Consider the following 21,030-nt stretch of genomic DNA (forward strand, 5'->3'; position numbering starts at 1 on the left):
TCAATCCGTCGTCGGCCAGCCCCGGATGCCTGGGGCGCAACGGGCGCTTCCCGGGAGGAGGGCGGTTTGGCCGGTGGGCCGCTGGGGCGGATGGGAGCATATTTTTTACCGGCTATATACAACCAAAGTCCGGCGGCACTTCTCTCTGCGATTGAAGGCCCAGCCGCTGCCAATGCTGGCCGGCGCTGCTCTTTCTCCGGTCCCGACCTTCTTCTTTCCCGTTGCTATGAAAACATGCTTACGCGCCGGCGCGCTGACTATGCTTGGCAGTGCGCTGACGGCCGTCGTGGCCGTGGCTCAGCAGCCGGCCCCGGCGCGCATCACCTTCAGCGGCTACGTGCGCGACGCCAGCACCGGCGAAAACCTGATCGGGGTGGCGGTGGTGCACCCCGCCTCGGGCCAGGGCACGGCCACCAACACCTACGGCTTCTTCTCGCTTACGCTGTCCGCGGCGGCCGATACCACGCGCCTGCTGGCCTCGTACCTGGGCTACCAGCGCCAGGTGCTGCCCCTGCGCGCCGACAAAAGCCAGACGCTGACCATTCGGCTGCAGCCGGCCAGCAGCGAGCTGCAAGCGGTGGAAATCGTGGGGACGCGGCAGGACAAGCTGGCCGAAACCACCCGCATGGGCACCGTGAACCTGCCGCTGAACCAGATCAAGGCCGTGCCGGCGCTGTTTGGCGAGCGGGACGTGCTGAAGGTGCTGCAGCTGCTGCCCGGCGTGCAAAGCGGCGGCGAGGGGCAAAATGGCCTGTACGTGCGCGGCGGCTCGCCCGACCAGAACCTGATTCTGCTCGACGGCACGCCGGTGTACAACGCCTCCCACCTGTTCGGCTTCTTTTCGGTGTTCAACGCCGACGCGCTCAATAACGTGGAGCTGGTGAAGGGCGGCTTCCCGGCCCGCTACGGCGGCCGGCTTTCCTCCGTGCTCGACATCAGCATGAAGGAGGGCAACATGGAGAAGTTTCACGGCGAGGGCGGCATCGGGCTCATTGCCTCGCGCATCACCCTGGAAGGGCCCATCAAGAAGGACACGGCCTCGTTTATCTTCTCGGCCCGCCGCACCTACATCGACGTGCTGGCCCGGCCGCTGATCCGGGTCGCGGCGGCCGGCACCGTGGTAGGCTACTACTTCTACGACATGAACGGCAAGGTGAACTGGAAGCTGGGCCGCCGCGACCGGCTGTACCTGAGCGCCTACACCGGCCGCGACGAGTTCTACGCCCGCTTCAAGGACCAGTTCAACGACGGCGAGTACGCCCAGCAGCGCGACGCGCTAGGCTGGGGCAACCTGACGGCCGCGCTGCGCTGGAACCACGTGGTAAACGACCGGCTGTTTGCCAACACGCACTTCACCTTCAGCCGCTACCAGTTCGACGTGGGCATCGATGACGAGCAGCGGCGGCGCGACGCGAACGGCGACCTGCGCACCGACAAGTTTCGGCTGCAGTACCTCTCCAACATCCGCGACTGGACGCTCAAAACGGACTTCGACTACGTGCCGCTGCCCAACCACTACGTGCGCTTCGGCGGGCAGTGGATTTGGCACCAGTTCCGACCCGGGGCGGCCCAGGCCCGCTCTTCCGACCCGAACGCCAACCCGTCCTTCGACATCGGCACCCGCACCCACGCCCAGGAACTGGGCCTCTACGCCGAGGACGACTACAAAATCACCGACCGGCTGAAGCTCAACGCCGGCCTGCGCGTGAACGGCTTTATGGTGCGCGACAAGCTGTTTCCGTCGGTGGAGCCGCGCGTATCGGCCCGCTACCTGCTCACGCCGGAATGGGCGCTGAAAGCCTCCTACGCCCGCACCACGCAGTACATTCACCTGCTCACCAACAGCGGCATCGGCCTGCCCACCGACTTGTGGGTGCCCGCCACGCCCAAGATCAAGCCGCAGAAAGCCCAGCAGGTGGCCGTGGGCGCGGCCCGCAACTTGCGCTTCCGCGACGAGGACTACGAGCTAAGCCTGGAGGCTTACTACAAGCCCATGCAGCGGCTCATCGAATACCGCGAAGGCGCCAGCTTCTTGGGCACCACCGACAGCAACTGGGAGGATAAAGTCACCAGCGGCCAGGGCTGGGCCTACGGCGCGGAGGTGTTCGTGCAAAAGAAGTCGGGGCGCACCACCGGCTGGATCGGCTACACGCTGGCCTGGAGCCGGCGCCGGTTCCCGGAGCTGAACCAGGGCCGCATCTACCCCTTCAAGTACGACCGCCGCCACGATGCCTCGCTGGTGATTATCCACCAGTTTACGCCCACGCTGCGCCTGTCCGGCTCCTGGGTGTACGGCACCGGCAACGCCGTCACGCTCTCGCGCGGGCGCTACACGCTCGGCCCCGACTTCGGCCAGTTCGACGACTACGGCCCGCGCAACTCCTACCGCATGCGCGCCTACCACCGCCTCGACGTGGACCTAAGCCACACCAAGAAAAAGAAGTGGGGCGAAGTGGTGAACAGCTTCTCGCTCTACAACGCCTACAGCCGCCGCAACCCCTACTTCCTCTACTACCGCGACGCCTTCGTCGACGTGAACGGCCGCCAGCAGGAGGCCGGCTACCGGCAGATCAGCCTGTTCCCCATCATTCCGTCCTTCAGCAAAAGCTTTCGATTCTAACCCGCCCGATTTATGCTGACTTCCCTGCTTCGGAAAGCTACCCGCCCGGCCGCGAAGGCCGGTGCCGCCGCGCAGGCCCCCGCTCGGCACCGCGCCTGGGCCTGGGTGGGCCTGCCGATGCTGCTGGCCGGCTGCGAAATGGCCGTCGACGTGCCCGAGCCCGAGCACACGCCCGGCGTGGCTCTGCAGCTGACCCTCGACAACCTGATGCCCGACGACTCGGCGCGGCGCACCGACTTTGTGGGGCGCCGGCCCTTCGTGAGCGTCAGCCAGCGCCTGCGCGACCAGCGCCCCCTGGACGGCCGCGACGACGCCACCGTGGAGGTGAGCGACGCCGCCGGTCGCGTGGTGGAGCGCTACCGCCCGGCCGCCTACTTCGGCCAGCCCGGCACCTACCGCCCCACGCTGCGCTACCAGTTCCGGCCCGGCGAGGAGTATCGCGTGCGCGCCAGCGTGCCGGGCATTGCTCCGGCCGAAAGCCGCCTGACGTTGCCCCCCGAGGTGCCCGTGCAGGCCACCGTGACGCCCCTGAGCAGCAACAGCGGGCAGAGCCGCATGCGCGTCACCGTATCGTTCGACGAGCCGGGCGGCACCGCCGACCACTACCTGGCCGTGGCGCGCCTGGTGGACCAGCAGGGGCAGCCCGCGGGCTTTCTGGACCTGGAGGAAGACGCGGCTGCCAGCGTGGCCGAGTACCGCCTCTCAGAGGCCGGCTCCACGTACAACTTATACCCCTTCAGCGACGCCAACGTGAACGGCCGGCGCCTGAGCTTCTCCAACGTGGTGACCTACTACGCCAACAACCCCGGCGGGCCGCTTTACCTGGAAATCACGCTGTCCCACCTCACCCGCGACCTGTTCCTCTTTTACAACAGCCTCGTGCAGTACACCAACAACGACGGCAACCCCTTCGCCGAGCCCACGCCGCTGTACTCCAACGTGCAGCCGGGCTTCGGCATCTTCGGCGGCGCCACCGATGCTTCCGTGCGCGTGCCGCTCTAAGGCGGCAGCATCCATTGCTACTCGCCTAGGGCGCCCGTGGGCACGGTTAAGTACTGATTTTCGCAACCAGCGGCATTAAACCCCGCCTTTTCGGCTGCGTCTAATCTGCAGTACCTAACCGCGCCCGCGGGCGCCTTTGTCTATGCGTATTTCCCTGAAAGCTTTGCTGCTGCTCACCACCACGGCCGTCGGTGGCCTGCTCACGAGCTGCGTGGCGCCCGCCTACACGGTGGTGGACCGCCGCCCGCCGGTGGTGGTAGCTCCGGCGCCGGTCATCGTGGCGCCGGCCCCCCGCCCGTACTACCGCGCGCGGCCCTACTACCGCCCCGCCCCGCGACCGTACTACGGACCGCGGCCGCACTACCATCCGGTGCCCCGTGGCCGCCGCATCATCGTGGTGCGCTAGCGCGCCGATCGGATTCCGGCAGCCAGCCGCCACTAACGCCCAACGCCCCGGTAGACGGTTCTACCGGGGCGTTGGGCGTGTTATGGAAGCCGTCCTACAGCTTGACGATGGGCGTGACGACGAGTCCTTCGGCGGCGTGCAGGCGCAGGCGGTAGAGGCCGGCGGGCAGCGCGCCCAGGTCCAGGGGCTGGCGGATGGCGCCCTGCCGGGGGCGCAGCGTGAGCGTGTGCACCACCTGGCCCAGGGCGTTGACCAGCTCGGCTTTCACCGCCGGCTGCTCGCGCAGGCCCGTGAGCGTGAAGGTGGCCGCGCCCAGCGTCGGGTTGGGGTAGAGCGCCGCGGCGGCGGCCAGCCCCGCCGAACGGCGCGCCGCCAGCGTGACGAAGCTGCCGTAGTTGACGCGTTTGCTGTTGTAGTAGGTGCCGGAAGTATCGTCGTAGTCCTGGGCTACGTCGCGCAGCACATTGTGGCTCGCGTCGTAGGTCAGCAGGTGGCGGTCGGCCAGGGCCGTGATCCACTGCGCGCCCGCCCAAAGCTCGAGCGAGGAGCCCAGGTAGTTGCCGTAGTTGTCGTAGGTCTCGGAGTAGCGCTCGGCGTTTACCCAGGTGTTGGGGCCAACGAGAATTTCGCCGAGCGCCACCAGGCTGCCGTTGGTCTGGTAAGCGAAAGTCTGACGCGCGTCTTCGTCCCAAATACCGCTGGCGGCATTCCACGCTTGGTACTCGTAGCCGGCGGGCTGCAGCTGCGCGAAGTTGTGCCACGTCAGGTTTTGGAGGCGGTAGCTGTCTGCGTACGCGCCGTTGTCCCAGTCCTGGCTCAGCAGACTGGTCCACTGGCCGGCGGCGTCCAGGGTGTAGATTTCGCGGGATTCGGGCTCGTACGCGCCCAGCCCGGCGCTGTATTTCTCGTACACGGTCTGCGTGAGGCCCCCGGCGGCGTTGTAGGTATGGATGGCGCGGCTGCCGCCGCGCAGTACCCAGGCGTTGTTCTGCCAGCTGTACTGCTCAAAGCCCTGGTCGCGGCCGCGCGCGTCGTAAAGCAGCACTTCGCGCTCCGCGTTTTCCCAGGCGCCGCCGTTCCATTGCTGGTAGATGATTTCCTGCGGCTGGCCCTGGCCCGTGTAAGCGTGCAGCTCCCGCAGCTGGTTGGCTCCGGTCAGCGAGTCCGTCTCGGTGGCGGTGCTCAGGCGGCCCTGCGCGTCGTAGGTGTAGGCGGTGCGCTTCGGGGCGGCCTCCCAGGCGTTGAGCTGGTCATCCCAGCGGTAGGAAACGGCGCGGCCGGGCCGAGTGACGGTGCCGAGCGTACCGCGGGCCGCCAGCAAGGGAGCAGCCGTACGGTGGGCGCTCGAAGCGTGCAGCGGTTGCCAGCGGCTGGATGTCTGGGCCTCGGCCGTGAAAGATAAGCTTAAGCCGAGGCCGAGGACCGCCAGCGCGGGTAGTGAAACGGGGTGCATAGTGGTAGGAAGGGAGATGAAACCAAAACGTAGCAAGGAGTCAGCACCCCGTCGGTAAGTTGTATGATGAGGGTATAAAGTTGCGCTATGCCTGAAACAGCGAAAGACTGATGCCAGCGCGGGCAGCGGCAGCAGGCCAATAAAAAACGGCTTCCGGGGGCACCGGAAGCCGTTTGATAGAAGTTGAGCGGGGAAAGTCTAGAAGCCGAAGCGCACGCTCACGGCTGCGTCCTGGTACACGCCGTTGCCGTACTTGAACACGTCGAAGTAGGGCTTGTAGTCGGCGCTGATAACCAGCGGCAGGTCGGGAATCTTGTACTCCAGGCCGAGGATGAAGTCGGCGCCGAATACGGGGTACACTTCGTCGTCGGTGAAGTACACGTAGGTGCGGTCCTTGTGCTTGCGGCGGTATTCCACCACGTAGTAGTAGCGGCCGCGGTAGGCCCCCGCGTGCAAGCCCGCGCCCACGTACCACTGCAGGTTTTTCACGTCGGGCACGATGGTCCAGTGCTTTTCAAACAGCAAGGTGAAGCGGGCGCCCTTGCCGAGGTACTCGGTGGTCACCAGGCCTTCCACGGCCGCGTTCTTGCCCGGGTTGAAAAAGTGCTTGATGGTCAGGCCCGAGGCGTAGTTGCCGCCGCGCAGCCCGATGGCCGTTTTGTAGCCGGCGCTGCCGCCGCCTCCGCCGCTGCTCTTGCCCGATGACTTGCCGGACTTGGTGCTGGTTTTCTTGGTCTGCGCCGACGCTTGGCCGATACCAAGAGTCAGTGTCAGCAAGAGCAGGAGGATAAGTGGTTTTTTCATGGAAAGATGCAAAATGCGAACTGCTAAGCTTGTTTTCTGTGGTTCGAGGAAGCAAACTTACTAGTTCGAGTGCAATTCAGGCCATGGGGGAGATGCCCGCCGCAATTTCATCCGACAAATACACGCGCACGCCGCCGCCCTCTTGGTAAGCGGCGTTGAGCATACCTTGGGCCACGACCTGCGCATCGATGCCCCGGTAGCGGCGCAGCGGCCCCAGCAGGAGCGGGCTCACCAGCCGCAGCAGCGCGGCCCCGAGCTGCTCGCCCAGCCGCTTTTCGGGGCGGCTGCCCAGCAGCAACGACGGCCGGAAGATGTGAATGGCGCGAAACGGCGCCTGGCGCACGGCCGCTTCCATGTCGCCTTTCACGCGGCTGTAGTAGAAAGCCGACGCCACATCGGCCCCCATGGCCGACACTACCATGAACTGAGCCGCGAAGTTGGCGGCCGTCAGGGCGGCCAGCTTCACCACGTACAGGAAGTCGACCTGGTAAAAAGCCTCGCGCGAGCCAGCCTGCCGCATGGTGGTGCCCAGGCAGCAGTACACGTCGTCGGCGATAAGCGAAAGGCGGTGGTCCTCGAGGCGGTCGAAGTCGACGACGCGCTGCTCCAGGCGCGGGTGCACCAGCGACAGCTGCCGGCGGCCGATGCTGATGACTTTGGCGTAGCGGCCGCAGCTGAGCAGCAGAGGCAGCAGCTGGCTGCCCACCAGGCCGCTGGCGCCCGCAATGAGGGCGACTTTCTGGGGGGCCGACGAAGAGGGGTCCATGTCAGGCAAAGGATCGGGAAAGAAGGAAAAGCGGTTTTCCCAACGGCCTCCCGGGCCGAAGGTTGCCTCCGGCTGCTGGCGCCCCGCTCCGCGGCCAGCTGCTACCTCGCCGTAACGTACAGAGGCACCCGGCCGCTAGCCGGGTGCCTCTGTACCAAAGCCAGTAGCCGGCCCATCCAGCGACGGGCCGGCCCGGCATTATTGCTTGACGATGGGCGTGACGACGAGTCCTTCGGCGGCGTGCAGGCGCAGGCGGTAGAGGCCGGCGGGCAGCGCGCCCAGGTCCAGGGGCTGGCGGATGGCGCCCTGCCGGGGGCGCAGCGTGAGCGTGTGCACCACCTGGCCCAGGGCGTTGACCAGCTCGGCTTTCACCGCCGGCTGCTCGCGCAGGCCCGTGAGCGTGAAGGTGGCCGAGCCCAGCGTCGGGTTGGGGTAGAGCGCCGCGGCGGCGGCCAGCCCCGCCGAACGGCGCGCCGCCAGCGTGACGAAGCTGCCGTAGGTCGTCACCTCCTGGTTCACGTAGCGGCCCAGGTTGGTGTCGTAGTCCTGCGCCAGGGTGCGGCGCATCTCGTTGGTGGGCGTGTAGCTGATCAGGTTCCGGTCGGCGTGGTCGATAACCCAGGCGTTGTTGGTCCAGGTTTCGCCCTGGTGCAGGATTTCGTTGCCGAAGTTGTCGTTGGTGTAGGTGTGCCGGTCGTCGTTGAGCCAGGTGGTGGGGCCGGTCTGCACCTGCCCGATTTCCACGCGGCTGCCGTTGGGCTGGTAAGTCGTGGTGGTGCGGTACGCATCGATCCAGGTGCTGGTGGTTGCGTCCCATTCTTCTTCCACGAGGCTCGAGGGCAGCAGCTTGGCCCAGTCGTACCAGGTAATGTTCTGGAGGCGGTAGCCATTGACGTACGCGCCGTTGTCCCAGTCCTCGTGGAGCATGGCCGTCCAGCGGTTGTTGGCGTCCACCGTATAGGTTTGGCGGGAGTCCGGCAGCCACGTGCCGGTGTTCTGGTCCCAGTCTTCCTCTACCTGGCGCGTGAGCACGTTGGCCGCGTTGTAGGTATTCGCAATGCGGGTACCGTAGCGCGTCACCCAGGCGTTGTTCTGCCACTCCTGGCTCAGGTACTGGGTTTCGTTGCCCTGCGCGTCGTAGCTGATCAGGTCGCGGCTGCTGTTGACGTAAGCCATGCCGGTCCAGTACTGCGATATTTCTTCCGTCATCTGGCCCTGGGCGTTATAGGCCAGCAGGTACTTCCCATACGGCGCGTTCGTGACCGAGTCCGATTCGATCATCTGCGTTACCCGGCCGCGGGTGTCGTAGGTATAGGCCGTGATGCGGCCGTCGGCCCACCGGTTGGTTTGGTCGTCCCAGTAGTGGCTGACGCTGCGGCCCGGCAGGGTCACAGCCGCGTTGATGCCGCGGGCGGCCAAGGCTGCTTCAGCGTGGGGCGCTTTGCTCCAGTTGTGCTTAGCCGCGCGGTGTTGGTGCTGGCCCTGAGCGTAGCTGCCGATAGCCGCCGTGCAGAGCGCGGCAGTAAGGATGGAAGGGAAGAAGTGTTTCATGCGAAAAATGGGAAGTGGAAAGGGTAAGACGGAAAAAGGCAGGGGCACCGGCGCGCCAGAATTAGTAGAAAAGGGGGGCCAACGCCGGCCGTCAGGTTCAGGCAGCAAGGCCGGAATGGGCTAGAAAGGGGGAATGCGTCTGGAAGCGCGGGTGAGAATCAAAACCAAGTGATAGAGACCGGAGAAGCGGCAAGGGTAGGAGTTTGAATCTACAAAGATGTACTTGAATCAGGGTTAAATCCAATACCTGGAAGTGGGTATTTATCGAAAATCAGCACGCGCCAGCACCCGTAAAGCAGCGGCGGCCGGCGCATTCTAGATGCACCGGCCGCCGGCAAGGTTGCAAGGCTCTATTCCGCGTCGTCGATGAGGCGGGTGTGGTCGGGGTGGAGCTCCACCTGGCCGCGGCGGTAAAGCGTGCCGAGGGCTTTCTTGAACACCTTCTTGCTCATGCCCACGCGCCGGTAGATTTCCTCCGGGTCGGTTTTGTCGGTGATGGAGAGCTTGCCCCCGGCCTTGCGCAGAAACAATACCAATGATTCGGCGGCGGCCAGGGCTTCGTCGTAGCCTTGGCGCTGCAGGCTCAGGTCCACTTTACCATCGGGGCGCACCTGCCGCACGTAGCCGGGCAGCGTATCGCCCACGCTCAGCGGCTTGAACACCTCGTTGCGGAACAGCAGGCCTTGGTAGCGGCCGTCCACGAGCACGGCGTAGCCCAGCTCGCTCTGCCCAGCCACCAGCAGCGGCACCTGCTGGCCGGGCTCCAGCCGGGGCTCCCGGTCGGTGAATTTTTCCCACTTGGCGGTGGCCACCAGGCGGTCGGAGGCCGCGTCGAGGTAGATGTACACGAGCACCCGGTCGCCGGTGTGCACGCGCTTGGGCTGGTTGCGCAGGGGCAGCAGCAGGTCCTTGGGCAGGCCCCAGTCGAGGAAGGCGCCCAGCGCGCCGGTATCGGTGACTTTGAGCACGGCAAACTCGTTTACCCGGGCCAGCGGCACGTCGGTGGTGGCCACGAGGCGGTCCTCGGAGTCGCGGTACACGAACACGCGCAGCACGTCGCCCACGCGCACGCCGGCCGGCACGTAGCGGTCGGGCATGAGAATGTCGCCGTCGTCGGAGGTCAGGTACACACCAAATTCGACGAAGCGGGCTACTTCCAAGTCGTTATAGTCGCCAAGATTCATGGGCAGGGGAGGAGCAAGGGTCAAGGGGCAGGAAACACGGAGCAAGCCAAGCCGCTCAGCGTGCTTACGCGCCACTACAAAGGTGGGGTTTTGTGGGCAGTCGGCCGGTGCCCATTTAACCGGCGGCGTGCGCACCTGGACTCCGTATGCCTAGGCTCCTGTGGTTCCCGCCGCCTACAGGTTGGAGTCGTAGCGCACGATGCTGGGCTGGCCGAAGCTGAAATCGTTGAAGCGGTAGATGTTGCGCGAGGTCTGGTAGAGACGCGTGCCCTGCCCGTCGTCGATGCCGTTGGGGTAAAAGCCAAACAGCAGTTGAATGGTCCTGACGGCCAGGTACTCGTTGCGCAGGCGCACGCCCAGGCCGAAGCCCGTGTAGGGTTTGCCCTGGAAGGGCGAAGGACGGCCGTTGGTGCTCAGCCAGGCCGCGTCGGCCCAGGCAATGCCGGCGAGGCGAAAACCCAGAAAGGAGACGGGCGTGAACACGTTGGCCTCGTAGTTGAGCACGAAGCGGCTGGTGCCGCGCAGCGTGCCGTCGTCGCTGAGGCCGCGCAGGCCCCGGTCGCCGGCAATGCTCAGCGCCCGGTCCGTTGGCGGCCGGCCGATGCCGATGATGCTGCGGTGCCAGAAGAAGTGCCGCCACTGCCAGTTGCCGGTGTGGTACAGGCGCGTGAAGGCCAGCAGCTCGCCGGTGAAAGCGCCTTCCTGCCAGCGGCCGCTGCGCAAGTAGCGGCCGTACTCGCCGTTGACGTACAGGTAGCCCCGCAGGGTGTTGAAGCCGGCCAGCGCCACGCGCCCGGCCAGGTAGGGGCGGGTGTTGCGGCTGTTCACGTCGTAGCCGCCGGTGAGCGTGAGCAGGGAGCCGGTGGGCACGTCTTCGGTGCGGCCGAAGCCGAACAGATACCGGTCCTTGTAGTAATGGCGCACGCTGTAGCCCAGGCTCAGCAGGCCGGTGTTGTTGTTGACGAACGTCGCGTCGGGCCGGCGGTAGTAATCGGTGCGCAGGGCCCGCACCGCCACGATGATGCGCGCCGGGTTGTCGTAACCCAAATCGTAGGAGCGCGGCTGAAACGCGCGGCCCACCCAAGCGTCGGCCACGGTGGAGCCCATCGGATCGAACCGGGGCGGCGTGCCGTCGGTGGGGTAGGTGCGCTGCAGGCCCTGGTCGTAGCGCGAGAGGTTCAGGGCGTAGGCGTAGCGCGTGTTCACCGACACGAACCCGCGGTACAGGGACGCGCCCATCTCCTCGTACTGCCACTGGTTGCGGTAGCGCGCCTGGGCCGTGAGGTAGTTGCGCAGCGGCACGGTGTAGCTGCCCTCGTAGCGCCAGCCCTGCGGGTTGGAGAGGCCGTAGTCCAGGCGGTTGCGGAAGTCGTGGCCGCGGGCCAGGAAGTTCTTGTCGCGCAGCGTGAGCAGGCCCGCGCCCACGTCGCGGATCTGCAGGCCCGCGCTCAGGCTGAACACGTCCTTGGTGATGACTTTCAGGTCGACGCTGTCCTTGGTGGAGGTCTTCTCGTTGACGAGCACGCGCGCGTCGAGGATGAAGTCGGTCTGGCGCAGCAGGCGCTCGGTTTCGGCCAGGGCCTGCGGCTGCAGCTCCTGGCCGGGCCGAAACAGCAGCAGCTTGCGAATCTTGCGCCGCGCCGTGATGATGTGCAGCGCGTTGCCGCCCTTTTCCAGGATGTTGCGCGGCACGCGCGTCGTGTCGTTGATGTTGTAGCCGAACGCGTCGAGGGCTTTCACCTCCACGCGCCGCACCACCTTGTAGTTGTGCCGGTCGTACTGCCGGTCGAGCAGGGTCGCGTCGAGCCCGCCCTGCTCCTCGCGGCGCTCGGTGAAGTTGAAGAGCACGGAAGCGGCCTTGCCCAGGATGGTCTTGCGCTTGGTGTACGCCTTCAAGCCGCCCAGGAAACGCTGCTCATCGAAGCGCCGGCGCAGCGAGTCGACGGGCTGCGGGCCGCGGCGCGTGGTGTCGGGGGCGGGCGGGGCGCCTACCTGCTGGGCTACGGCCCGGCCGGCTGGGGCCAGGGCTAGCACCAGCGTGAGCAGGACAAACAGGAAGCGCGGCAAACAGATAAACACAACTTAGCAAACTCAGCCCGGGCCCCGGGCGTCGCTGCCGAAGATACGAAACCACTCGTCGGGCTGTTGACCACGCGGCCAGCGGCGGAACTATTCCTAAAAAAATTAGTCCCAAAAATACTGGAACGTTGTTGTTCAAAAGGCGGTTTTTCTGGTTCTTTACAACCCAAAGCGCAGCCCCTGGATGAACGAGCGAATCATAGAAAAGCTAAGCATTTTGGCCGATGCCGCCAAGTACGATGCCTCGTGCTCGAGCAGCGGCGGCAAGCGCAAAAACGAAAACAAAGGCCTGGGCAACGCCGAGGGCATGGGCATCTGCCACTCCTACACGGAGGACGGCCGCTGCGTGTCCTTGCTGAAGATTCTGCTCACCAACCACTGCATCTTCGACTGCGCCTACTGTGTTTCGCGCAAGTCGAACGACGTGAAGCGCGCCGCTTTCACGGTGGACGAGGTGGTGGACCTGACCATGAACTTCTACCGCCGCAACTATATCGAGGGCCTGTTTCTGAGCAGCGGCATCTTCTCCTCGCCCGACTACACGATGGAGCGGCTGGTGCGCATCTGCAAAAAGCTGCGCACCGAGGAGAAGTTCAACGGCTACATCCACCTCAAAACCATTCCCGGCGCTTCGGAAGACCTCATCAAGGAAGCCGGCCTGTACGCCGACCGCTTGAGCGTCAACATTGAGCTGCCCTCGGAGCTGAGCCTGCAGGCGCTGGCCCCGGAAAAGAACTACGCCGAGATTCTGACCCCGATGAGCCAGATTCAGAGCAACGTGGCCCAGAACCGCGAGGAGCGGGAGCTGTTTCGCAAGGCCCCGCAGTTTGCGCCGGCCGGCCAAACCACCCAACTCGTGGTGGGCGCCTCGCCCGAAACCGACCACCAGATCATCAAGCTCGCCGACGGCCTCTACAAGGGCTACGGCCTCAAGCGCGTGTACTACTCCGGGTACGTGCCCGTGAGCGGCGACGCGCGCCTGCCGCAGGTGGTGCAGCCGCCGCTCATGCGCGAGCATCGCCTCTACCAGTCGGACTGGCTGATGCGCTTCTACGGCTTCGATGCCGACGAAATCCTCGACCCCCAGCACCCGCACCTCGACCTGGAAATCGACCCGAAGCTGGCCTGGGCCCTGCGCCACCGGCACGTGTTTCCGGTCGACGTGAACACGGCCGACTACGAGCTGATTCTGCGCGTGCCGGGCATCGGTATGAAGTCCGCGAAGCGCATCGTGGCGGCCCGCCGCTTCGCCCCGCTCACCCTCGACCACCTGCACAAGTTCGGGGTGGTGCTGCGCCGGGCGCGCTACTTCATCACCTGCCGCGGCATGGCCCTGGAAAAGCGCGAGTACGACGAGCAGACCGTGCGCCGCAAAATCCTCTACGGCGACGGGCAGACGCGCTCGTCCCTGGTCAAGCGCCAGCTCGACCTGTTCGCGCCGGAGCCCACCATCGTCACCGCGCCCGATCTGGTGTCGCCCCAGCTCGACCTCTTTCGCCAGGCCGGCTAACCCTTCCCAACCTCTTCTCTCAACACCGACATGACTATTTCCCACCGCGACCTGCCCGCCCTGCCGCTCGAAGCCGGTGAGCAACCCGATAAAGTGGCGCGCATGGCCTGCTGCTGCCGCCTCTCCGACCTGCTGCCGCTGGTGCGCCAGCAGCTGCAGGCCCGCCGCGAGCAGCTGGCCGCCCAGCAGCGTCCCGCCGAGGCCGCGTAAGCGCCATCAAGTGCGTGCGCCTCAACCTGTTGCCGCCGCCGCGGTATAGGGACTATGGACTACGCATTGGAAGACCACTACGCCGATACCAACGGCGTGCGCCTGCACGTGGTGCAGTGCGGACCGCCCGAGGGGCCTTTGGTCGTGCTGCTGCACGGCTTCCCGGAATTCTGGTACGGCTGGCGCCGGCAGCTGCCGGCCCTGGCTGCCGCGGGCTACCGCGTGTGGGCCCCCGACCAGCGCGGCTACAACCTCTCGGCCAAGCCCCGGCGCGTGGCCGAGTACGCGGTGCCGCAGCTGGTGGCCGACGTGGTGGGCTTGCTCGAGGCGGCCGGCCGGCATCAGGCCAGCATCGTCGGGCACGACTGGGGCGGCATCGTGGCGTGGCATCTGGCCATGCAACACCCCGAACGCGTGGCGCGGGCCGTCATTCTGAACGTGCCGCACCCGGCCGTGTTTGGGCGTGCCCTGCGCCGCAGCGGGCGCCAGCGCCGCAAAAGCTGGTACGCGTTCTTTTTTCAGCTGCCGTGGCTGCCCGAGCGGCTGGCGCGGCTGGGCCGCTGGTGGGCCGGCCGCAAAACCCTGGTGGGCACCAGCCGGCGCGGTACGTTCAGCGAAGCGGATTTGCGCCGCTACCAGGAAGCGTGGGGCCAGCCGGGCGCCATGCGCAGCATGATTCACTGGTATAGGGCCGCCGCCCGCTCCGGCCGCCAGAGCGCCCGCAACGGCCGTGTGACGGTGCCCTTGCAGCTCATCTGGGGCCGCCGCGACGCCTTTCTGGAAGCGCGCATGGCCGAGGAAAGCCTCAAGTACTGCGACCAGGGCTGGCTGACGTACTTCGACAAGGCCACCCATTGGGTACACCACGAGGAAGCGGAGCGGGTGAATGAACTGTTACTGGAGTTTCTGGCCGACGCGCTGCCCCACGGGGAAGGGGCAGCCTTCGGGGAAGCTAAGCACCAGTGAACGGCACCGGAGACTGATCTGCTCGGTTCCACCGTTTTCACCCGCCCGGCCCGCACGGCGTCGTGGTGGGGCACCTCCATTTGTCCGACAAGCCTGACCACACCGCTTGCATTACCTGCTCTTCTCTTGAAAAAGCCGCGCATTACTTCTCTGCAACGCCGGGCACCGGGCCTGCCGGCGCAGCCAGCCGTTACGTCGCTGCGGCGGGGCGGGGCCCTGCCGCCCCGCTTCGACGCGGCCGCCCGCTTCACCTACGACGGCTCCTTCGACGGGCTGCTGTCGGTGCTGCTGGCCTGCTGGGAGCGGCGTCTCTGGCCCGAAGCCATTGAGCAGGAAGGCAGCGCGCAGGGCGGCCTCTTCAGCGAAACGCACTTCGTGCCCACCGACGAAGCGCAGGCGCGGCGCGTGTGGGAGGGGCTGCTGCGGCACATGCCCGGCGAGGCGCGTACCAATCTGTACAAAGCCTTCCTGTCGGAACGCCCCGATCGGGAGCTGCTCATCTTTCGCTACGTGCAGCTGGCCATCGAGGCCGGCGGGGCCGACATCAGCGAAAACTTCGGCAACGACACGGTGCGCGCCCTGGCCGACGTGACCAAGCAGCTGTTTCGCGAGAAGCACCGCATGGAGGCCTTCGTGCGCTTCGAACGAACCCAGGACGGCCTGTTTCATGCCAGTATCGAGCCCGATTTTGACGTGCTGCCGCTCATCGCCGAGCATTTTACCAAGCGCTACGCCGACCAGCGCTGGCTGATCTTCGACCGCCGCCGCCGCTACGGACTTTACTATGATTTGCAGCGCACCGACGTGGTGAGTTTCGACGGGGCCGTGGAGGCCGTGGCGGCGGGCAGCAGCGCCGTATCGGCGGCCGTGCTCGACGAGCGGGAGCCGCTGTTTCAGGTACTTTGGCAGGCCTACTTCGACCACGTGAACATCCCGGAGCGCCGAAACGTGAAGCTGCACCGCCGCCACATGCCCAAGCGCTACTGGAAGTACCTCACCGAAAAACAGCCCCGCGAGCGGCAGTACCGCCCCATCGATAACAAGCAAGGCCCCGCCGCGCCAGAAAATTCCGGACCGGGCAAGCACTAAGGAAGACGTGGCGCGGCTCGCACGGCGGCAGGGCCCGGCAGAACGATTCAGGCCACTTCGGGCAAGAACCAACCAGGCCCCAAGCCGCGACGCGCGCGTGGCCGGGGCGGCTTAGGGCTTGGGCGTTAGCAAGCGCCAACTCGGCTGAAACCCTCGCGTCTCCGTATGCAACAGGCACCCCATGGCCGCCGCATGCTGCGGTGGCCGCCCTAGTTGCCGCGAAGGAATGTGGATAGTCCGAATCGCGCTGTCGCGCCCGTACACCTTCATTGTCATGGCCCTGCTCATCGTGGCCGGGGGCATAGCCACCATCCTGACGATGGCCATCGACATTTTTCCAGAGGTGAACATCCCGGTGGTGGGCGTGGTGTGGCGCTACGAGGGCATGAGCGCCGAAGAGATGAACAAGCGCGTGCTGAACGTGAACCAGCGCGTGTACACCACCACCGTCAACAACATTGAGCACCTGGAGTCGCGTGCCATCAAGGGCGTGGGACTGATCAAGGTGTTTTTTCAGTCGGGTACCGACCCCGATGCCGGCGTCGCGCAGCTGACGGCTATCACGGCCACGCTCATCCGCGGGCTGCCCGAGGGCATCGGGGCCCCGCTGATCATCCGCTACTCGGCCTCCAACGTGCCCATTGCCCAGGCCAGCCTCAGCTCCGAGAGCCTGGGCGAAGCCGACCTCTACGATGCCAGCAGCTCGTTTATCCGCCCGGGGCTGGCCGTGGTCAAGGGCGCCTCGCTGCTGGTGCCCAACGGTGGCCGCCGCAAGCAGATCATGGTCGACCTCGACCCCGAAGCCCTGGCCGGCAAGGGCCTCTCGGGCAACGACGTGGTCAATACCCTGGTCAGCCAGAACGTGATTTTGCCGGCGGGGGTGGCCAAAATCGGCGACCGGGAGTACGACGTGCGCCTGAACAGCAGCCCCGAGCTGGTGCAGTCGCTCAACGATTTGCCCATCAAGACCGTCAACGGCGTGCCGGTGTACATCCGCGACGTGGCCTTCGTGCACGAAGGCGCGGCCGTGCAAAGCAACCTGGTGCGCCAGGACGGCAAACGCACGGCGGTGATTCCCATCCTGAAAAGTGGCCTGGCCAGCACGCTGGACGTCATCAATGGCATCAAACGGGAGCTGCCGCAGGTGCTGAACACGGCCCCGCCGGGCCTCGACGTGAAGTTGCTCTTCGACCAATCGTTTTTTGTGCGCTCGGCCATCACGGGCGTGGTCATCGAGGGGCTGACAGCGGCGGCGCTGACGGGCGTGATGATCCTGCTGTTTTTGGGTTCGTGGCGCTCCACAGGCATGATTACGCTCTCCATTCCGTTGGCCGCGCTGCTCACCATCATCATCCTGAACGGGCTCGGGCAAACGCTCAACATCATGACCCTGAGTGGGCTGGCCATGAGCATCGGCAACCTGGTGGACGACGCGACGGTGGAGGTGGAAAACCTGCACCGCAACATGAGCATGGGCAAGGGCGTGAAAAAGTCCATCCTCGACAGCGCCAGCGAAGTGGCCCTGCCCGCGCTGGTGTCCACGCTGGGCCTAGCCATTGTGTTCGTGCCGATTTTTTTTCTGACGGGCGTGGCCGCCGACATTTTCACCCCGCTGGCCACCACGGTGATTATCGTGCTCTTCGTCTCCTACCTGCTCTCGCGCACCTTGCTGCCGACTATGGCCTCGGTGTTTATGCGTAAGGAGCTGCCCATCTACCACCAGCAGGGGCCGGAACGGGTGCCCAGCCAGGAAATCCGCGACGGGCAGCCGGTGAGCAGGGCCGAGCAGGGGCTGCAGCGCCTGCGCGCCGCCGAGCAGGACAAGGAAGCCGCCCGCGACACCCCGCAGCAGGAAGCCGAGGAAGCGCCGCTGACCGATGAGGAGAAAAAGGGCGCCGAGAAAATCGAGAAAAGCTGGATCTGGCGGGTGCACCTGGGCTTCGAGAAACGTTTCAACAAGCTGCGCGACGCCTACGGGGACGCCCTGCGCTGGTCCCTGGCGCACCGCAAGCTGGTGGTCGGCTGCTTTGTGGGCCTGTTCGTGGTGTCGGCCGGTTTATACCCGTTTATCGGGCAGGACTTTTTTCCGAAGGTGGACGCGGGGCAGATCCGCCTGCACGTGCGCGCCCCCACGGGCACCCGGCTGGAGGAAACCGAGCGGCGCTTCCGGGAAGTGGAGCAGCTGATCCGGCGCGTGATTCCGGCCGAGGAGCTGGATTTGGTGTTGTCTAACATCGGCCTGCCCAACATCCCGGTGAACCTGCTGCTGAGCGACAACCCCGTCATCGGGCCCGGCGACGGGGAAATCTTAGTGGCTTTGAAGGAAAAGCACGGGCCGAGCGAAGAGTACATTGCCGAAATCCGGCGGCGGGTGAAGCAGGAGTACCCGGACCTGGAAATCTTCTTCCAGCCGGCCGACATCGTCAACCAGACGCTCAACTTCGGCCTGCCCGCGCCCATCGACGTGCAGATTACGGGCCGGTCGGTGGAGGAAAACGAGGCCCTGGCCCGGCGCCTGCAAGCCAAAATAGCGGCCGTGCCGGGCGTGGTTGACGCCTTTATCTTTCAAACCAAAGTACCCCAGCTGCGCGTCGACGTGGACCGGACCCGCGCCCAGCAGGCCGGTCTTTCGCAGAGCGACGTGGCCGACAACGTGCTGGTCAACCTGAGCTCCAGCACCCAAACCAACCCCAACCAGTGGCTCAACCCCGAGTCGGGGGTGAACTACACCGTGGCCGTGCAGACGCCGCCCAGCCGCTTGGCCACGCTCGATCAGGTGAAGAACATCGGCATTACCGGCCCGAACCAGCCCGAAGCGCAGCTGCTGGGCAACTTCGCCACCACCCGCCGCGAGCTGGCCACCGCCGTGGTCAGCGACTACGACATTCAGCGTGTGCTCGATATCTACGCCAGCGTGGAAGGCCGCGACCTGGGCGGGGTGAGCAAGGACATCCGCGACATCGTCAAGTCGGTGGAGCTGAACCTACCGGAGGGCTCATTCATCGAAGTGCGGGGGCAGGTGGAGAGCATGCGCACCTCGTTTCTGGGCCTGGGGCTGGGGCTGGTGGGCGCCATTCTGCTGCTGTACTTGCTGATGGTGGTCAATTTCCAGTCTTGGCTCACGCCGTTCATCATCATCACGGCCCTGCCGGGCGCCTTATCGGGCATGCTCTGGATGCTGTTCGTGACGCAAACCACCTTCAGCGTGCCCTCGCTGATGGGCGCCATCATGTGCATCGGCATTGCCACGGCCAACAGCATTCTGGTGGTGTCGTTTGCCAACGAGCGGATGGCCGCCGAGCCCGGGCTAAGCCCCGCCGACGCGGCCCTGGACGCGGGCTTTACCCGCCTGCGGCCGGTGCTGATGACGGCCCTGGCGGCCATTATCGGGCTGCTGCCCATGTCCCTGGCCCTGGGCGAAGGCGGCGAGCAGAATGCCCCGCTCGCCCGCGCCGTCATCGGCGGGCTGCTGCTGGCCACGTTTACCACCCTGCTGTTCGTGCCGCTGATGTACAGCATTCTAAAGAAAAAGCCGGCCGCCGCCGCGCAGCAAGCCGCCTAGTCCTGTATCGACTCCGTAGTTAGTGTTTTTGCCGCCGCATGTCCGCCGATAAGCCCGATAAACCGACCCCCGACCGCCCCGACGAAGACGACGCCCAAGCTGGGGACGCTGCGGGCCAGCAGCGCCGCCACGCGGACGAGCACGGCATCGACGACCCGAGCCCGGACGCCCATGCCGCGCCCGACCCGGTAAACCACAACGAGCCCGGGCAAGCCATCAAGGACCACATGCGCTTCGGCGAAAACCCAATTTCGCAGCAGAAAGAAGGGGAGGAGCGAGAGGGCAACGCGGACGCGGCTAAAGCAGACGCAGACGACAAGTCCGGCGAAAAAGACGCGAAATCGGCCGCAAAGAACAAGGACTCTGCAGCTGACGACAAACGGGAGAATAAGGACGCCGAGAAGCCAAAGGGCAACCCGGAAAAGCCGGCGGATTCGGAGCGGAATTCAGAGAAGACCGACGATAAGTCAGCCAACGCCGTGGATTCGGAAGACGAAAAGACCGCCGGCAACGAGTCGAAGCCGCGCAGCAAGCGGCGGTTCTGGCTGGTGGCGCTGATTGCGGGCGGCTTATTCGTGGTGTTGCTGCTGGTGGGCATTATTCCGCGCATCAAGAAAAGCCAGGAGCGGAAAAAAGCCGCCCGCGCCACCCTCATTGCCAAGCCCGTGGTGCGTGTACTGCCCGCCGTGAAAGCGCCCGACACCACCCGCCTGGAGCTGCCGGCCAACACCCGCGCCAACCGCGAAACCTACCTTTTCGCCCGCGTCGACGGCTATGTGGAGGCCTGGTACGCCGACATCGGGGCGCGGGTGCGGCGCGGGCAGCTGCTGGCCCGCATTGCCACGCCCGAGCTGGACCAGCGCGTGACCGAGGCCCGCGCCAACGCCGAGCTGGCCCGCACCAGCTACAACCGCCTGCGCAACGTGGGGCTGCCGGGCGCCATTTCGGCCCAGGAGCTGGACCAGGGCCGCGCGCAGTACGAGGCCCAGCGCGCCATTCTCAACCAGCTGCTGGCCCAGCGCGACTTTCGGCTCGTCACAGCTCCGTTCAGCGGCATCGTCACGGAGCGCAACGCGGAAGTGGGCGGGCTGATTGCGGTGAGCAACGCCGAGGGCCGCCAACTTTTCAAGCTGGAGCAAACCGACACGCTGCGGGCCTTCGTCAACGTGCCGCAGAACTTCACGCCCAGCATCCGCCGCGGCCTCATGGCTGACGTCATCGTGCCTGAATTTCCGGACAAGCCCTTCCCCGGCCGCGTCTCGCGCGACGCCGGCGCCCTGGCCCCCGACACGCGCACCCTGCTCACCGAAGTGAAAGTGCCCAACCGGCAGGAACAGCTCAAGCCCGGCGTGTTCGCCCTGGTTCGCTTCCGGGTGCCGCGCAATGCCCCGAGCGTAATTATTTCGGCCAACGCCCTGGTGCCGAGTGGGCTGGAGCCGCGCGTGGTGGTGGTGCGCAACCAGAAGGTGTACTACCAGCCCATCGTGCCCGGCCGGGACTTTGGCGACGAGGTGGAAGTAATCAAGGGCCTGAAGGGCGGGGAGCTGCTGGTCATCAACCCCAGCGAAACCCTGCGCGACGGGCTGGCCGTGGAAGTGCGCAAAGCCGAGCCCGGCAAGGACGAAAAAGGAAAGGGCAAGAAGGATAAGCCCGAAGGCCCCGAGCCGCTCTACGAGCCGGACCGCCCGCGCCAGTCCCTGCCCGTGGATAAGAAATCGGCGGGCCCTGGCCGGCCAGATGCCCAGGCGGCCCGCGGCGCCGGCAAGCCGCCAGGGGGCGAATCAGCACAAAGTAAACCCTAAAGGCCGTGCTGTTGCTCCCGTATCCA

15 protein-coding genes are annotated in these 21,030 nt (G+C 65.8%); 9 read left to right on the forward strand and 6 right to left on the reverse strand.

Annotated elements, in window-relative coordinates:
• Positions 1-226: 226 nt before the first annotated feature.
• From ACYVKQ_RS12690 to ACYVKQ_RS12700, 3 genes are all read left to right on the forward strand, one after another.
• Positions 227-2,620 (forward strand): TonB-dependent receptor, encoded by a 2,394-nt coding sequence (locus ACYVKQ_RS12690; protein WP_460675711.1) that lies wholly within the window; start codon positions 227-229, stop codon positions 2,618-2,620.
• Positions 2,621-2,632: 12 nt separating this feature from the next.
• Positions 2,633-3,622, forward strand: coding sequence for a DUF4249 domain-containing protein (locus tag ACYVKQ_RS12695; protein ID WP_460675712.1), 990 nt, complete (start codon positions 2,633-2,635; stop codon positions 3,620-3,622).
• Between the two features lie 142 nt (positions 3,623-3,764).
• Positions 3,765-4,028 (forward strand): hypothetical protein, encoded by a 264-nt coding sequence (locus ACYVKQ_RS12700; RefSeq protein WP_460675713.1) that lies wholly within the window; start codon positions 3,765-3,767, stop codon positions 4,026-4,028.
• 94 nt (positions 4,029-4,122) lie between these two features.
• Here the strand turns inward: ACYVKQ_RS12700 and ACYVKQ_RS12705 are convergent, their stop codons facing one another.
• From ACYVKQ_RS12705 to ACYVKQ_RS12730, 6 genes are all read right to left on the reverse strand, one after another.
• A complete protein-coding gene (locus tag ACYVKQ_RS12705) occupies positions 4,123-5,481 on the reverse strand; it encodes a T9SS type A sorting domain-containing protein (RefSeq protein ID WP_460675714.1) in 1,359 nt (452 codons plus the stop codon).
• A gap of 198 nt (positions 5,482-5,679) precedes the next feature.
• Complete coding sequence (locus tag ACYVKQ_RS12710; protein ID WP_460675715.1) at positions 5,680-6,258, reverse strand: hypothetical protein; 579 nt, start codon at positions 6,256-6,258, stop codon at positions 5,680-5,682.
• Positions 6,259-6,361: 103 nt separating this feature from the next.
• Positions 6,362-7,051, reverse strand: a complete 690-nt coding sequence (locus ACYVKQ_RS12715; protein ID WP_460675716.1) for an NAD-dependent epimerase/dehydratase family protein — start codon at positions 7,049-7,051, stop codon at positions 6,362-6,364.
• Between the two features lie 198 nt (positions 7,052-7,249).
• Positions 7,250-8,602, reverse strand: coding sequence for a T9SS type A sorting domain-containing protein (locus ACYVKQ_RS12720; RefSeq protein ID WP_460675717.1), 1,353 nt, complete (start codon positions 8,600-8,602; stop codon positions 7,250-7,252).
• A gap of 350 nt (positions 8,603-8,952) precedes the next feature.
• The gene (locus ACYVKQ_RS12725) at positions 8,953-9,786 is read right to left on the reverse strand and encodes a CvfB family protein (protein ID WP_460675718.1); all 834 of its coding nucleotides are present in this window, start codon (positions 9,784-9,786) and stop codon (positions 8,953-8,955) included.
• Between the two features lie 174 nt (positions 9,787-9,960).
• The gene (locus ACYVKQ_RS12730) at positions 9,961-11,853 is read right to left on the reverse strand and encodes a BamA/TamA family outer membrane protein (protein WP_460675719.1); all 1,893 of its coding nucleotides are present in this window, start codon (positions 11,851-11,853) and stop codon (positions 9,961-9,963) included.
• Between the two features lie 196 nt (positions 11,854-12,049).
• On the opposite strand from ACYVKQ_RS12730, the gene ACYVKQ_RS12735 reads away from it, so the two are divergent.
• The 6 genes from ACYVKQ_RS12735 (at position 12,050) to ACYVKQ_RS12760 (ending at position 21,004) form a co-directional block, all read left to right on the forward strand.
• The gene (locus ACYVKQ_RS12735) at positions 12,050-13,375 is read left to right on the forward strand and encodes a putative DNA modification/repair radical SAM protein (RefSeq protein WP_460675720.1); all 1,326 of its coding nucleotides are present in this window, start codon (positions 12,050-12,052) and stop codon (positions 13,373-13,375) included.
• Positions 13,376-13,405: 30 nt separating this feature from the next.
• On the forward strand, positions 13,406-13,585 hold the full coding sequence (locus ACYVKQ_RS12740) for a hypothetical protein (RefSeq protein WP_460675721.1): 180 nt from the start codon (positions 13,406-13,408) through the stop codon (positions 13,583-13,585).
• A gap of 54 nt (positions 13,586-13,639) precedes the next feature.
• The gene (locus ACYVKQ_RS12745) at positions 13,640-14,551 is read left to right on the forward strand and encodes an alpha/beta fold hydrolase (RefSeq protein WP_460675722.1); all 912 of its coding nucleotides are present in this window, start codon (positions 13,640-13,642) and stop codon (positions 14,549-14,551) included.
• Positions 14,552-14,677: 126 nt separating this feature from the next.
• Complete coding sequence (locus tag ACYVKQ_RS12750) at positions 14,678-15,640, forward strand: TIGR03915 family putative DNA repair protein (protein ID WP_460675723.1); 963 nt, start codon at positions 14,678-14,680, stop codon at positions 15,638-15,640.
• A gap of 226 nt (positions 15,641-15,866) precedes the next feature.
• Positions 15,867-19,202, forward strand: a complete 3,336-nt coding sequence (locus ACYVKQ_RS12755) for an efflux RND transporter permease subunit (RefSeq protein WP_460675724.1) — start codon at positions 15,867-15,869, stop codon at positions 19,200-19,202.
• A gap of 38 nt (positions 19,203-19,240) precedes the next feature.
• Positions 19,241-21,004: an efflux RND transporter periplasmic adaptor subunit gene (locus tag ACYVKQ_RS12760; RefSeq protein WP_460675725.1), complete on the forward strand. Its 1,764-nt coding sequence runs from the start codon at positions 19,241-19,243 to the stop codon at positions 21,002-21,004.
• Positions 21,005-21,030: the final 26 nt, after the last annotated feature.

The sequence above is a fragment of the Hymenobacter coalescens genome (genome assembly GCF_054783195.1).

What these genes read in the sequence shown, in the direction of transcription:
- ACYVKQ_RS12690 (WP_460675711.1), top strand. Translation starts at nt 227, where the DNA reads ATGAAAACATGCTTACGCGCCGGCGCGCTGACTATGCTTGGCAGTGCG.
- ACYVKQ_RS12695 (WP_460675712.1), top strand. Translation starts at nt 2,633, where the DNA reads ATGCTGACTTCCCTGCTTCGGAAAGCTACCCGCCCGGCCGCGAAGGCC.
- ACYVKQ_RS12700 (WP_460675713.1), top strand. Translation starts at nt 3,765, where the DNA reads ATGCGTATTTCCCTGAAAGCTTTGCTGCTGCTCACCACCACGGCCGTC.
- ACYVKQ_RS12705 (WP_460675714.1), bottom strand. Translation starts at nt 5,481, where the DNA reads ATGCACCCCGTTTCACTACCCGCGCTGGCGGTCCTCGGCCTCGGCTTA.
- ACYVKQ_RS12715 (WP_460675716.1), bottom strand. Translation starts at nt 7,051, where the DNA reads ATGGACCCCTCTTCGTCGGCCCCCCAGAAAGTCGCCCTCATTGCGGGC.
- ACYVKQ_RS12720 (WP_460675717.1), bottom strand. Translation starts at nt 8,602, where the DNA reads ATGAAACACTTCTTCCCTTCCATCCTTACTGCCGCGCTCTGCACGGCG.
- ACYVKQ_RS12725 (WP_460675718.1), bottom strand. Translation starts at nt 9,786, where the DNA reads ATGAATCTTGGCGACTATAACGACTTGGAAGTAGCCCGCTTCGTCGAA.
- ACYVKQ_RS12735 (WP_460675720.1), top strand. Translation starts at nt 12,050, where the DNA reads ATGAACGAGCGAATCATAGAAAAGCTAAGCATTTTGGCCGATGCCGCC.
- ACYVKQ_RS12740 (WP_460675721.1), top strand. Translation starts at nt 13,406, where the DNA reads ATGACTATTTCCCACCGCGACCTGCCCGCCCTGCCGCTCGAAGCCGGT.
- ACYVKQ_RS12745 (WP_460675722.1), top strand. Translation starts at nt 13,640, where the DNA reads ATGGACTACGCATTGGAAGACCACTACGCCGATACCAACGGCGTGCGC.
- ACYVKQ_RS12755 (WP_460675724.1), top strand. Translation starts at nt 15,867, where the DNA reads ATGTGGATAGTCCGAATCGCGCTGTCGCGCCCGTACACCTTCATTGTC.
- ACYVKQ_RS12760 (WP_460675725.1), top strand. Translation starts at nt 19,241, where the DNA reads ATGTCCGCCGATAAGCCCGATAAACCGACCCCCGACCGCCCCGACGAA.